Annotated in this window: 11 protein-coding genes, 1 pseudogene and 1 other annotated feature; of the genes and pseudogenes, 2 read left to right on the top strand and 10 right to left on the bottom strand. The window is 28.8% G+C overall.

The genetic code is table 11. The features are described 5' to 3' along the window. Positions 1–131: 131 nt before the first annotated feature. The 4 genes and pseudogenes from brnQ to AYC61_RS19050 form a co-directional block, all read right to left on the bottom strand. The gene (brnQ, locus tag AYC61_RS19060) at positions 132–1,472 is read right to left on the bottom strand and encodes a branched-chain amino acid transport system II carrier protein (RefSeq protein ID WP_066506892.1); all 1,341 of its coding nucleotides are present in this window, start codon (positions 1,470–1,472) and stop codon (positions 132–134) included. Between the two features lie 280 nt (positions 1,473–1,752). Further along, positions 1,753–2,015: a binding site (T-box leader), on the bottom strand. A 237-nt stretch (positions 2,016–2,252) separates the two neighbouring features. Beyond that, on the bottom strand, positions 2,253–3,062 hold the full coding sequence (locus AYC61_RS19055; RefSeq protein WP_066506889.1) for a DUF1835 domain-containing protein: 810 nt from the start codon (positions 3,060–3,062) through the stop codon (positions 2,253–2,255). A gap of 594 nt (positions 3,063–3,656) precedes the next feature. After that, entirely contained in the window at positions 3,657–3,764 is a 108-nt protein-coding gene (locus AYC61_RS21475) for a MetS family NSS transporter small subunit (RefSeq protein ID WP_156456530.1), read from the bottom strand. 2 nt (positions 3,765–3,766) lie between these two features. Beyond that, positions 3,767–4,304, bottom strand: a pseudogene (locus AYC61_RS19050) (sodium-dependent transporter); the annotation flags it as partial. Positions 4,305–4,547: 243 nt separating this feature from the next. Here AYC61_RS19050 and AYC61_RS19045 point away from each other — a divergent pair. Both AYC61_RS19045 and AYC61_RS19040 read left to right on the top strand, forming a co-directional pair. Next, complete coding sequence (locus AYC61_RS19045) at positions 4,548–5,366, top strand: DNA adenine methylase (RefSeq protein WP_066506884.1); 819 nt, start codon at positions 4,548–4,550, stop codon at positions 5,364–5,366. Between the two features lie 4 nt (positions 5,367–5,370). After that, complete coding sequence (locus AYC61_RS19040; RefSeq protein ID WP_066506883.1) at positions 5,371–7,674, top strand: DGQHR domain-containing protein; 2,304 nt, start codon at positions 5,371–5,373, stop codon at positions 7,672–7,674. Between the two features lie 171 nt (positions 7,675–7,845). Here AYC61_RS19040 and rlmH read toward each other — a convergent pair whose 3' ends face one another. The 6 genes from rlmH to AYC61_RS19015 form a co-directional block, all read right to left on the bottom strand. Next, positions 7,846–8,325, bottom strand: a complete 480-nt coding sequence (rlmH, locus tag AYC61_RS19035) for a 23S rRNA (pseudouridine(1915)-N(3))-methyltransferase RlmH (protein WP_066506879.1) — start codon at positions 8,323–8,325, stop codon at positions 7,846–7,848. 22 nt (positions 8,326–8,347) lie between these two features. Further along, on the bottom strand, positions 8,348–8,515 hold the full coding sequence (locus AYC61_RS20835) for a CxxH/CxxC protein (protein ID WP_082760071.1): 168 nt from the start codon (positions 8,513–8,515) through the stop codon (positions 8,348–8,350). 262 nt (positions 8,516–8,777) lie between these two features. After that, entirely contained in the window at positions 8,778–9,572 is a 795-nt protein-coding gene (locus AYC61_RS19030; RefSeq protein ID WP_066506875.1) for an MBL fold metallo-hydrolase, read from the bottom strand. Between the two features lie 439 nt (positions 9,573–10,011). Then, a complete protein-coding gene (locus AYC61_RS19025; protein WP_066506871.1) occupies positions 10,012–11,262 on the bottom strand; it encodes a UDP-N-acetylglucosamine 1-carboxyvinyltransferase in 1,251 nt (416 codons plus the stop codon). Between the two features lie 272 nt (positions 11,263–11,534). After that, complete coding sequence (yycI, locus tag AYC61_RS19020) at positions 11,535–12,431, bottom strand: two-component system regulatory protein YycI (protein WP_162265489.1); 897 nt, start codon at positions 12,429–12,431, stop codon at positions 11,535–11,537. Between the two features lie 318 nt (positions 12,432–12,749). After that, complete coding sequence (locus AYC61_RS19015; RefSeq protein WP_066506863.1) at positions 12,750–14,174, bottom strand: hypothetical protein; 1,425 nt, start codon at positions 14,172–14,174, stop codon at positions 12,750–12,752. Between the last annotated feature and the right edge of the window lie 2 nt (positions 14,175–14,176).

Here is a 14,176-nt window from a genome sequence, read left to right as displayed (position 1 = left end):
TCAACTATTTTTACATATGAGTTGTTACTTTTTTTAACTAAATACACTCCTATGATAAATGTCATACATTCAGCAAATAGTACTTTAAGGCAGACTATGCTTTTGACACAACTTCTTTTATATCATCATCTCTATATAGAATTTTCCAAAGTTTTATTATATATTAATTTTTCCTTTATAATCTTAATTACTACTCCTATAACCATTCCAAATATAGCCGGAACTACCCACCCTAAACCTTTTGCGTAAAAAGGTAGTCCGTCACACAAACTAGTAACAAATCCTAGCTCTATTCCTACCTGTTGCAATGAATCAACTATACTTACAATTCCAGTAAATAATATTGTTAATCCATAAACCATAGAACTTTGTTTAAAAAATTTATCTAACATTGAGAGTACTATAAGCATTATTGATATTGGATAAATAGTATTTAGTACAGGTACTGATATTGCAAGTATTTTTGTTAAGCCCATATTAGCAAGAACCATACTAGAAAGTGATAATATTCTAGCCCAATTTTTATACGATAGCTTATTAGTCAATGTTGAAAAATATTGACTACATGAAGTTATAAGACCAACACTGGTTGTTAAACAAGCTAGAGTAAATATAACTGCTAGCAATACAGCCCCCGGCTTTCCAAATATATAGGTTGTAACATTTGTTAATGTTTGTGCTCCATTTTGAGTACCACCAAATCTTCCTCCACTAGTTGCTCCTAAATGAGCAAGTATTGAGTAAATAATTATCATTAAAGTTCCCGCTATCATTCCTGCTTTTATTGTTGTTGAAACTACTACTTTTTCATCCTTAATTCCTTTAGATTTTATTGATAATGCGATAACTATTCCAAAATTTAAAGCTGCTATTGTATCCATTGTTAAATACCCTTCTAAAAATCCTTTAACAAATGGAGATTTTACATATTCTCCTGTTGCTACACCATAATTACCTAATGGTTTAATCAAAGCACCTATAAACATAACTAAAATCAAAAGTAATAAAGTAGGTGTTAATACTTTACCCATACGGTTTACTAACTTTGTTGGTGACAATGAAAGCCAATAAGCTACCATAAAAAATACAAATGTGAATATTAACAACGCTAAAGTTGTAGGTATACTCTGTGGTAAATATGGTGCTACAACCATTTCAAAAGGTAAACTTCCTGCTCTTGGAATCCCTAAACAAGGTCCTATTGATAAATATATTAAAACTGTAAAAATTCCTGCAAACACAGGATTGGCTCTTTTAGCTAAATTCTGTAATCCACCAGACTTAGCAACTGCAACTACTCCTAAAATTGGGAACCCAACTGCTGTTATAAAAAAGGAAAGTATTGCTGTCCAGACTTTTACACCTGCGGCTTGTCCTAAAAATGGAGGAAATATTAAATTTCCTGCTCCAAAAAATAATGAAAATAGCATTAACCCTATAAGTAGTAAATCTTTTTTTGATAAATTTTTCATTCTATATATCTCCTTTATTATTTAAATAATAATTTTTTTGCTAATTAATCTCAACTTCTATATACTCGCCCCCTAAAGAAAAATAACAAAATTTATGTTAATATTTCTTTTTATAATTCTTTTTAACTTTTAAATCTTCAAGTAGATTAAGAGATTCTCCCTAGGTAAAAATATAAACTCTCATTCCATATCGAACACATATATTACCTTTTGTGTTCAAGACTTTCTCCGTTTAGATTATGCCCATTCTGAATGCACACAAAAAACCCGTCCCTTCAAAATAAGGGACGGGTTAAACCGCGTTACCACCCTAATTCTATAAAGTAAATTTACAATAAAATAAACCTTTATAGCTCTTAGTTACGTATCCAACAATACGCTTTTCTTTTAACGGCGAAAGACTCCGGCAAAGCTTACTAATATTAATTTCAGCCTCACTTCTCAGAGACGATTTTCAGTTATAACTTGGACATTGGCTTGCAGCAAAATACCAACTCTCTGTAGAACAAGCTATTACTTACTTTTTCTCTTCTTAGAATTTATTTTAATTAGCATTTGTATTGCATTATACACTCATATTTATATTCTGTCAATATATATTTTAAAATCTAATAGCTAATTTACTATAAGGTTAATTCTCCAAACCAATATTAATTTATTAGATAATTCTTTGTATTATACTTAGTTATATATATTGTATCAACCACTAAATCATTTTCTTACTCCTTTAACATATAATGATAAAAACATTTTTGTCTATTTCATAGTTCTGTGAAAATCTCAATTAAGCCCAAGCACTTTTATTTCAAAGTCTCTGTAAGTTTCTAATTTCCCTCTATATTCAACTTTTCCACTTTTAATTAACTTTCTAACCCTATAATCAAGGTAAGTATCACTAACAAGCTGATCTGATTCTCCCATTGTTTTTCCAATAATTCTTGCCGCTTTTCTAAAATTAAAAGTACAATTCGATAAGATATCATGATCATAATAATTTTCATCTACTCCAATTATTTTGTTATCCTTTAAAATTCTCAAATTTTCTTTAGATGTTCTAAGGACCTCCCAATCATTTATTAAACAATTACATTTTTCTTTTTCTAATTTTTTCATTGTCAAAATAAAACGATTTATTTCTTCAGGCGCACATTCAGCAAGAGATCTTGGTTTATATCTATTGTTATTATAATCCTTTATATATGATTCAGAAACATTCACCTCATATAATTCTTTATTTTTTAATAATTTATTTAGATATCTAAAACCTACTTGACTATCAGTATTTTTCTCATGCCATATAACAATTTTTGAATCTATATCGATATTTTTTATATTTTCATATGTAGCAATAAATTCTTTCTCAATATATTCAAAATAATCATCTGCCGAAACCACTTTTACCATATTTTTTAACCATTCTATTCTTTTTCTAAGTCCTGTTTCAGTATCAATTTCATATATTGGTCCAACTGAATGAATATCTCTAAAACTTATTATCTCACCCATAAATTCATTTTGAATATTTTCAAAATAGTATTTTAATATTCCTGCGGCGGAATCCCCAAAAACAATATGAACAAATTTACCCATGTATACTTCTCCTTTATTATATTTAATTAGTTAATTGCAAAACTCTACACTATGCATAAATTCAATGTTTATATTCTATGATGTAATTAAGTTTCCCCCATATGTCAGTTGTAAAAACTACCAATATAGTTCCCCTCGTCCAAAACTTATGAGCTATAACATAAAAGTTATCCATTAAATTCTCGACATACCAACTCGGTATGTCTTCGAATTCACTGAAATCTTATAATTCAGAACTATACAGCATATTATTCAAAGTTATATGAATAATCAGGGATAATTCTATATATATTATCATGTGTTAAATCATACTATGAGAAAATCGCAGTTATTTATGATACGGTTTACCATATCACTCTGGTTTTTTATTATTATATCTCTTTATATTAACCATTCTTAAAATAGTTATACCTCATTCCCCCTACAAGGTATAAAGACATTTCTTTTCATAGTACATTTTTATTTTTTTGATGAGAACTATCTCAATCTTAATTATCATATCATACTTATATTCATAAAAGCATCAACACCATTTTTACTATATTACTACATTTACAGGAATTTCAAATTTTCTCTACTTCTATTTCCTAAGTATTAATTTGAAACTTTCTCATTTTTAATTGCAACTGCTAGAGTACACAATAGCCCTCCCCAAAGCACTACTGCTCCTATAATAAAAAATATCTTTGCACTTTGTGTCATTATTAAACTTCCTCCTCTTCTTCACATTCAATATCTTGTTTCCACGATTTTTTACTAATAAATATAGCACCTATAATACCTAGTAGAATTATGCTCCATCCATATGCCAATAAACTTGACAATTCATAATTCTGTAATAAAGCTCTTACCTAACATATAAATTAAAATAGTTGGAGTAATATACTTAATAATTACCTCCCACCACTTCCCTATTTTATAGTAAGAAACTGCGTTTGTATGATTACGTACTGTTTTTGCTTTAATTATCCATCCTACTAAAATAGTCTCTAATAATCCTACAACTACTATTCCATAATTATTAATGAAATTATCCATAATATCTAATAAATAAAGTCCTGCTCTAGTTGCAAATACTGTACTTATACAAACTCCAACTAAAGACATAACAGATACTACTTTTTTACGTTCCCATCCTGTTTTATCAATTATAGATGAAGATATAGCTTCAACACTTACTCCTTGGCTATTTGCCATAAATCCAAGTATGGAAAATACTCCAATGGCAGATGAAAACTCAAATTTAAAGATAGTTCAATATGGTTCACCGTACTATGTGCAAAGGCGGTTTTATTTCAAGCAAAAGGTCATTATTCTCATATATTTGTATTTTCCCACTTGTTAGTTGTTCTATATCGTAATATACTTTAAGTAGCATTATAAGTTAGATAAGTTATTATCATTAATAACGTCTTAGCTTGGTATTATTAATACATATATTCTACTCTCTACCTTATAATTAATAATTGAAATGGAGTCATTAAAATGTCAAACACAAAACCTTTTATACGATGGGCAGGAGGGAAATCATGGCTAATACCTCATGTTAAAAGTATAATTTTAAATTTAGAGTACCGAAATTACTATGAACCATTTATTGGTGGTGGTGCAATCTTTTTTTCACTACAGCAAAAAAAAAATGTATATCTGTCAGATATAAATCCAGAGTTAATAGATTCTTATATATCTATTAGAGATCATCCTAACTTGATTATAAAAGAACTAAAACATTATACCAATACCGAAAGTGAATATTATAGAATCCGAGCATTAGAACCTGATAATATGATCGAAAGAGCTGCTAGATTTATATACTTAAATCAGACTTCTTATAACGGTCTATATCGTGTAAATAAGAAGGGTAAATACAATGTTCCTTATGGTCATAGGCAAAATCTAAATTACAACTACGACCGTTTACGTATCGCAAGCCAGAAATTGCAAAAAGTACGAATTCATTGTGAAGATTTTTCTAAAAAAAAATATCGCATTAGAGAAGGAGATTTAATTTTCCTTGATCCTCCTTATACTGTTTCACACAATAATAATGGTTTCATTGAGTATAACCAAAATCTATTTTCACTTGATGATCAAAAGAGACTTAGTAAATATATAGACTACATAAAGTCTAAAGGTGCATATTACATACTTACAAATGCCGCACATAATGCCATTAAAGAAATTTTTACTAAAGAAGGAGATAGTTTGACACCTCTAGATAGACATAGTCTAATAGGAGGGAAAAAGGCAAAGAGATCTCTTATATCTGAATATATCTTTACAAATATACCGAAAGGAGTTTAGGAAAATGAGTAATACTAAGTGGGAAAAAGTTGTTTCTTGCAAAGAACTCACACAAGTAAAACGTAAAAGAGCTAAAGAATTTATTGTGCATAAAGAAAGAAGCATAGCCCTCCCAGTACTAATAGAAGAAGGCTGGGTTGAATATAAAAAGTATAAAAATGATAAATTTATCGGAGTTAAAAAAGACAAAAAAGTTGATGAATTATTCGAGGACAAAATATGGATAATGCTATTTAATATGGGCTTTGAACATATGAATTCAGATCGCAACTTCCATATGTCATATGACCATACAAATGAAAATATAACCCAGCAAATTGACGTTTTTGCAGCAGATGATGAAAGTGTACTCGTTGTTGAGTGCAAGGCTACATCTTCTATTAAGGACGGAGTTTTTAAAAAAAATATTGAAGCTTTCTATGGCCAAACAGAGGGATTACGAAAAGAAATACTTCAAAAGTTTCCCAGAAGAAAAGTGAAATTTATTTGGGCCACCCACAACTACAACATGAGTAAGGCCGACCTTGAAAAATTAAATAATTGGAATATTGATTTTTGGGATAACTCAAAAGTCAATTATTACTGCGAGCTAGTTAAGCACCTTGGGTCTTCTGCAAAATATCAGTTATTAGGCAATCTATTCGCAAATCAAAAAATCAGAAATATGAATAACAAAATACCAGCTATTCGTGGTAAAATGGGGAAACATACATATTATTCATTTTCTATAGAGCCTGAAAAGCTATTAAAGATAGGATATGTCCTGCATAGAAATGATGCCAATAATGACATGATGCCAACATACCAACGGATTATAAAAAAAAGTAGATTAAAATCTGTACGAAAATTTATTAATGAAGATAAGGGTTATTTTCCTAACTCTATTGTTATAAATCTTATATCAAAACGTCCACTGTCGTTTGATAGGGCTAATAAACAAGATGTAGATTCTATTGCAACATTAGGTACATTACACTTACCACAACAATATAAATCTGCATACATAATAGATGGGCAGCATCGATTGTATGGATATTCAGACTCAAAATATGCTAAAACTAACAGTATTCCAGTTGTAGCTTTTGAAAATCTTGAAAAAGAAGAGCAAATAAAATTATTTATGGAGATAAATGAGAACCAGAAGGCTGTCTCAAAAAACTTAAGAAATACTTTAAATGCTGATATGCAATGGAACTCTAGTAAATATGATGAACGACGTAATGCTCTTAGACTCCGTATAGCTCAAAAGCTTGGTGAAGATTGTACATCTCCACTCTATAGAAGAATCATTATTGGTGAGGAGCAATCAACTTCTTTAAAATGTGTTACTATTGAATGTATTCGACAAGCTATTAATACTGGTTCTTTTCTTTCAAAATATAGTACAAGCAACAAATTGGAAAAGAGAGGTAATTTTGATCTAGATGATAATAATATCACATTTGATCTTTTGTACTCTTATCTGCAAATATGTTTGTCATATATCAAAGAAAATTTAAATAAAGAATGGCACCTTGGTAAGGATGAACAGGGAATTTTAGTAACTAATAATGGTATTGGTGGGGTCATTCGGACTATTAATAGTATTACAGAGCATTTAATAAAAATAAATGAGATAAACCCACTTAAAGATAAGCCTGAAGTTATGGCTGATAGAGCACAGTATTATCTTGATCCCATCATTAGATTTTATGAAAATATTGATGATGAGCAACGTGATAATATTAGAAAAACATATGGAGGTAATGGACCAATATACTCTTGTCGTTGTTTAGAAAAAGCAATTAATTATGAGCGTAATGAATTTGAACCAGAAGGTTTAAAGAAGTATTGGGAAGATCATAGTAAAGAATATAATAATGAATCCATAATGATGATAAGAGAAATATCAAACTCAGTTAAACAAATATTAAAAAATGCTATTCAAAATAAATATAAGGATAACTGGACTAATGCGATACCAAAACCGGTCTATACTAGAGTAAATAAAGCTTTAAGTGAATATGAATATGAGACAGGTAAAAAATCTGACTTTTGGGATTCTATTACTTTATCGGATTTACGACTAATAGTTCTATACGGAAGAAATTGGTCAAATTTATTTGAAGGGCTTTTTACTTTAGACTCTCAACAGAAAATAAGTGGTGGGAAGAAATCTAAAACTGAATGGCTAACTTTACTTTCTAAGTTACAACGTAATGCAGTTAAGTCAAACTTTAGTGTAAGGAAAGATGATTATCAACTTCTTTGTGAGATTTATAATAAGTTCGTACAAGAAGTCCCCCTTGACTACTGTAAAAATAGTTAGAAAATACATTTTACTAAACTCTATCGTAATACAATCTATAATTATATATCGATTTCCTTATAATATAACAAAAACTGTGTGAAAATTACTAAATTCTCCATCTCATGATTAATGAGATGGAGAATTATTATATCTCTTCATAGAAAATATGTTCAAAATTTAATACCGCACTTATTTATGGTACGGTTCACCCAACCTAATTCTAAATCCTCTATAAATCTGTTCAAGCAAAATTAGCCTCATCAACTGATGAGGAAAGGTCATTTTTGAAAAAGATAGTTTTAGGTTGCTAATGTCTGTTATTTGTTTTGATAATCCTAGTGAACCTCCTATTATAAATGTTATGTGGCTGTTTCCTTGTAATAAAACCTTGTCCACCTGCTTAGAAAACTCAACTGATGAAAGCTGTTTTCCTTCTATGCAAAGTGGTATTATGTAAGAATCAATATTTAATCTTTTTAGTATTTTTTCTCCTTCTTTATTTTTTATAATCTCCATATCAGTTAAGCTTAGATTCTCTGGAGCTTTTTCGTCGTTTACTTCAATGATTTCTAGTTTACAATATTTAGACAATCTCTTTGAGTATTCTTTTATTCCTTGAGTTAAATATTTTTCTTTTATCTTTCCTACTGCTATTATTGTTATCTTCATTTTGTATTATCTCCCTTTATATCTAAACCACAAGATATTTAGGTTTTTTATCACAGTAATCACATATATTTGGACTAGTCCAATCTGTAAATGATATTTTTTCTAATTCATAAAAATCAGGGCATTGATCATATACTTCTAAAAATTCATCTATTGCAATGTTTAAATGTTCGTTACATACTACGTACATCTTTCATCATCTCCAATTTTATTATTCTTCTTTTATTATATGATAAAAGCTCAATAACTAAAAGTCATCAAGCTAATTATTTTTAATTTTGGATATTTTAATGCGAATTCATAAACATATAGCCTATATATTATAATACCTGATCTACGCTTAGGTTTTTATACTTCTTTAGTTACTACTTTTATGTTAGTTATATTATCAGTTCAAAACCTGAGTGTATGAAAATTACTATTTTCATACACTCAGAAACATGCTTATTATTTTATAAAGTATATACTTTTGATGGTTTATGTCTATAGGTCATATCAAGCTTTACATCTTTTTGTAAGTCTATACCTGATTCTGTTATAATATTACTCACTGTTGTATAAGCAAGCTCTGGAAAGTTGTTTTCCTGACTTAAGTGCGCTAATAATACAACCTTCATATCATCAGTATATACATCTGATATAATTTCACCTGCTGCTTCATTGGATAGATGCCCTAAATCTCCAAGTATTCTTTTTTTAAGCGGCCATGGATACCTTCCCGTTTTAACCATTTCTATGTTATGGTTTGATTCTATTAATAATAAATCTGAATTTCCTATTTTCTTTTTTATATTTTCGTCTACACATCCTGTATCAGTCAATAAACTTATCTTTGAGTTTTTGTAATGTATGCAATATCCTACTGGCTCTATAGCATCATGATATATTCCAAAGGGTTCTATCCCTAAATCTGCTATCTCAAAATGTTCCTCTGTCTTAAAAGTCAAGATGTTTTCTTCTTTAACTTTGCCAATATCTTTTTTCATACTCTCCCATGTATTAGTATTTGCATAAATCGGTAAATTAAACCTTCTTGATAATATGCCTACGCCTTTTGTATGGTCTGAATGTTCGTGCGTTACTAATATATAATTAATTGTTTTTGGATCTACTTCTATTAATTCTAATGCTTGTTGTATTTTTTTTCCACTCATGCCTGCATCTATTAGAATTCTAACTTTTTCCGTTTCTATATATTGACAATTTCCACTGCTTCCACTTGCTAATGAACAAAATCTAAACGCCATTAATTTTCCTCCACATTTTGATAAAATACTTATTAATAAAAAGTCTTCCTTTTAAGATTTCAAATGTTGATTTTAGAAATCTATTAACGAAAAAAATATTTATCTACAACTATAAGATTTGCAATTCTCTTATAGATTTTAAAAAAACCGAGATTTCTCGGTTTCAAACTGCTAACAAACCTAAATTTCATTTAAAAATCCTTCCCTATTCTACATACACTACACTTATTAATCTTCAGCATGTCTCAAAGAAGTTCATGTTTCTTAACAGTCTTAACTTAAATAATGAAACTCCTACTCACTTCATTGCTAGGAGTAAATGAACTTACACTTACAAGAAATTAAAAATTTCTGTTCTCTACTCATGAATAAACGTCTCACGCAAAATCAAGATTTGTGTTATCTGATTAAAAAACTTAGACCGAGAATTTCTCGGTCTCTATATTCTTGTAATTTTTGCTCCTAAGTTTTTCATTTTAGTTTCCATTGACTGATAGCCTCTATCTATATGTTCTACATTATCTATTTCTGTAATGCCATCAGCTATTAACCCTGCTATAACAAATGCAGCACCAGCTCTTAAATCAGTGGCTGTTATTTTTGCGCCACTTAGCTTATCTATTCCTTTAATAACAGCTGTTCTACCATCTACTTTTATATTTGCTCCCATCCGTTTAAGCTCATCTACATACTTAAATCTTCCCTCAAAAACGCTTTCAGTAATTATACTAGTGCCTTTTGTTATTGACAATAATACAGCTATTGGCTGTTGCAAATCTGTTGGGAATCCCGGATAAGGAAGTGTTTTCACATTTATGCTTTTAAGCTCTTTTGAAGCGTTTACCCTTACAGAATTATCATACTCAGTAATTTCTGCACCCATTTCTCTAAGCTTTGCTATAACGGCTTCTAAATGTTTTGGTATAACATTACTTACAACTACATCTCCACCTGTTGCTACAGCCGCCATCATATAAGTTCCTGCTTCTATTTGGTCTGGAATTACACTGTATGTACACCCATGCAATTTTTCAACTCCATTTATTCTTATAACATCTGTACCTGCTCCTCTAATATTCGCTCCCATAGAATTTAAAAAGTTAGCAGTATCAACTATATGAGGCTCTTTTGCAGCATTTTCTATTATAGTTTGTCCCTCTGCCAATACTGATGCAAGCATAATATTTATGGTTGCTCCTACGCTTACTAAATCTAAATATATTTTTGAACCCTTTAACTCTTTGGCTTTACAATTAATTATTCCATGATTTATTTTTACTTCTGCTCCTAATGATTCAAAACCTTTTATATGCTGATCTATAGGTCTAGTACCTATATCACATCCACCAGGATATGTTACTTCTCCCTTATGGAATCTTCCTAATGCTGCTCCAGCTAAATAATATGATCCTCTTAACTGCTTAGCCAACTCATATGGAGTAATGCAATTTTCTACATTTTTGGTGTCTATTGTCATAACTCCATCATTACTCAATTGAACATCTGCGCCCATACTCTCCATTATCTCTTTTAATATATATACATCCTTAATCATAGGAATATTTTCTATTACACATTTATCTGCAGCTAATAGTGATGCTGATATAATTGGAAGTGCTGCGTTTTTAAACCCACTAACTTTGACTTCTCCGTTTAGTTTTATTCCACCTTCTATAACTAATTTATTCATACGTTTAACTGAATAATCTCAGTCTGAACTCACCCCTCTTTTTTAAATTTTGTTTTTTGTATTGTATATTTTTATAATATCTAAATTTCTATCTATAAATAAGTTATCCTTATTATATTATATATAATTTTTTGCAATTTTTAAATAGCTAATCTATAATTATGAAATATAAGGGCGTGTTTTTTAATCTATACTATAGGCTAGTTATTAGTATAGATTTTAAGACTTGCTTTTTCTATTATTTATATAGTATTTGTTATATGAGGACGTTTTTAGTATTCTTCTAAAACTATTACTTGGCCATCTTTCATTTGTATTCTCCATGCAGGTACTGCATCTCCTTCTATAGCATATTGATAATAATTCGAAGACGCCTTGTATGAAGAAAAATAATAACAAATATCTATGTCCTCAATAGATTTTCCATATATATCTTCTCTAGATAGTAGCCTTAGTAATACATCTGGAGCAGACCTTATAACAATTTGGCTTTTTTTTGTTTTTACAATATCTAACCATTTTCTTTTAAACGTTTGTATACCATTTTTCCCTATTTCAAATATCATATATGATTCTTCAATTAATATATCTTCATGAAACTTTGTATATTGCAAAATGTATTTATCACCTTGTTTTGAAAAATTAGTTAGTTTATAGTCATCAGTACTGAATTCTTTTTCTTCAAGGAATTCAGTACATATATTTTCTAATTCTTGCTTGTCAAAGTTAGTTACTTCAAATTTATTATTTTCATAGTTTTTATATGTTATTTCATTGTTATTTTTTATAGTTAATGTTTTACCCGTATCTTTATATATTAATGCATTATTTTTATAATCATTAATTATTACATAATTCTTCAAAAACTTATCTGCCAAATTATTTCTGCTTGTTTGTGAATTATATACTTGATATCTTACTGTTAGTAGTGATTTAGATGGTTTCTCTTTTGGAATTGAACAATTTATTGATATATTCTTTGTATCAAGAATCTCCACAACCTTATTTATGAATTCATTGCTTATTGTAATATCTTTATTTTCATCACTTTCAACAAAAATTTCATATAATAGAAATAAATTAGTTGCTATAAATGCTACTATAAGTATGTTTTTTGCTTTTGACCAATTCATTCTACCACCATCCAATTTAACACATACTATGTTCATACAATTGTTGAATGTATGCCAAAAATTTTTATTTATAAGGATTATCCCATTATTCATATGTTGTATAATTTTTGATTATAAGGCGTGTAGTGAATTCGAAGGCATACCCATCTGGTACGTCAAGAATTTAATAGATGTCTTATAAACATGTCAGAGTACTAAAATCTGTGATTATATGTGAATCTCTTACTTATTCTTTGAATAAGTTTGTGATTGCTACCTACTCCTTCCAAAAATTAGTTCCATTAATAAAGAGTATTTAATATAAAAAATAATTTTTTGAAAATGATATTTTTATATTTATTTTATAAAATAGCTTTAGTGTACACTTAAATTCTTCTCTATTAATTTTCCATTTTTAGCATCATATACATATATGTTATTTCCTATTTCCATGACCCATGCAGCCGTGAGTCTCCCTAAAGGATTCTCTTCTATTAAATCATAATACTTAAAATATATATTATTTATATTTTTTAAAAATTCTTCTTTGTTCATGACTTCTTCATTACTATCATTATTTTGAAAATCACTAAAAATGTAATTAAAATTTGTTTCTATAACCTCTTTGGGACTCATTATTTTAAATGGCTTTGTATTAGGTCCAACTTCTCTTAAACATGATTTGTACTGTATTACTTTATCTCCATAAACAACCACTTCAATAGGATAATTTAAATTTTTTGATTTCACCGACAATTCAACAGGTTTGTGATTTATTTTGTAAGAAAATCCAAATTTATATCCTTCACTTTCGCCGTCTTTTACATCTTCTATGCTTTTTAAATAAATCTCTTCTATAAATTTTGTTTTTCTAGCTATAAAATTAATTGCACTTGAAAAACTTACATATAAATCACTCTCAAATACTGTTTCCTTTAAATTACCATAATATTCTATTACACCATTGCCTTTTACTACTAAGCTGTCTTGAGCATACATATATATTCTTGTATCGTCTCCTTGAACTATTTTTCTTACATAGTTAATATCTTTATCAAAAAACTGATTAATGATTTCTTCTGTTTCATTTTGTGAAATATAATCGATGACATAAGGGTTACTAATTTTTTTAGTTATATTTACAGGAACAAAAACATCTCTTTTTTCCTCACCTATAAATAAAATAGCATCTCCCGGATAATATTTCGTGAGTTCTTCATCTGACTTAATTGCATCTATAACTCTAGAAAGTTCTCTTAATTTATAGTTATCACTCTTTATTTTAATATACTGTGAATTGTTTGCCAGCATCATGTATTCATCTGTACCTAAATAGAAGTATATTGTGTCTATACTTTTTATTTTCTTATATATTTTATTACCGTTTTGAATATCAAGCAGACTATTTATAAATCTAAAGTCCATTTCTTGATCAAGTTTTATTAATAAAGACTTTTGAACATACATTTCAGATATTATTTCACCATTAAAGGCACCTTGATCCTCAATGATAATATCTTTATCCTGTAAGAATTTTGTTAAAGCTGTTTGTGACAGTTCCCACAATTTATATTTTTCGTTTGAATATATTACTTTATGGTTTTGTTCAGAATAGTTTACAATATATTTCTCTGGCGCTATAAAATCAGCTTCCTTATATTTAATACTTGCTACAGTTGTTTTAGGATTAAATAGAAAATTCGTATTAAAAGAAATCCCTGTCATAAGTTTCTGACAGAGTAGTATACTAACTATAAATAATACTGTTAAAATGCACGTTTTTATATGCTCTAATTTCATCC

This window comes from Abyssisolibacter fermentans (assembly GCF_001559865.1).
GTDB lineage: Bacteria > Bacillota > Clostridia > Tissierellales > MCWD3 > Abyssisolibacter > Abyssisolibacter fermentans.
The sequence above is the reverse complement of the archived record's forward strand: the minus strand, read 5'-3'. Positions and strand labels throughout refer to the sequence as shown.

Coding starts and splice junctions, on each gene's coding strand:
- brnQ (WP_066506892.1), bottom strand. CDS start 1,472: ATGAAAAATTTATCAAAAAAAGATTTACTACTTATAGGGTTAATGCTA.
- AYC61_RS19055 (WP_066506889.1), bottom strand. CDS start 3,062: ATGGGTAAATTTGTTCATATTGTTTTTGGGGATTCCGCCGCAGGAATA.
- AYC61_RS21475 (WP_156456530.1), bottom strand. CDS start 3,764: ATGACACAAAGTGCAAAGATATTTTTTATTATAGGAGCAGTAGTGCTT.
- AYC61_RS19045 (WP_066506884.1), top strand. CDS start 4,548: ATGTCAAACACAAAACCTTTTATACGATGGGCAGGAGGGAAATCATGG.
- AYC61_RS19040 (WP_066506883.1), top strand. CDS start 5,371: ATGAGTAATACTAAGTGGGAAAAAGTTGTTTCTTGCAAAGAACTCACA.
- rlmH (WP_066506879.1), bottom strand. CDS start 8,325: ATGAAGATAACAATAATAGCAGTAGGAAAGATAAAAGAAAAATATTTA.
- AYC61_RS20835 (WP_082760071.1), bottom strand. CDS start 8,515: ATGTACGTAGTATGTAACGAACATTTAAACATTGCAATAGATGAATTT.
- AYC61_RS19030 (WP_066506875.1), bottom strand. CDS start 9,572: ATGGCGTTTAGATTTTGTTCATTAGCAAGTGGAAGCAGTGGAAATTGT.
- AYC61_RS19025 (WP_066506871.1), bottom strand. CDS start 11,262: ATGAATAAATTAGTTATAGAAGGTGGAATAAAACTAAACGGAGAAGTC.
- yycI (WP_162265489.1), bottom strand. CDS start 12,431: ATGAACATAGTATGTGTTAAATTGGATGGTGGTAGAATGAATTGGTCA.
- AYC61_RS19015 (WP_066506863.1), bottom strand. CDS start 14,174: ATGAAATTAGAGCATATAAAAACGTGCATTTTAACAGTATTATTTATA.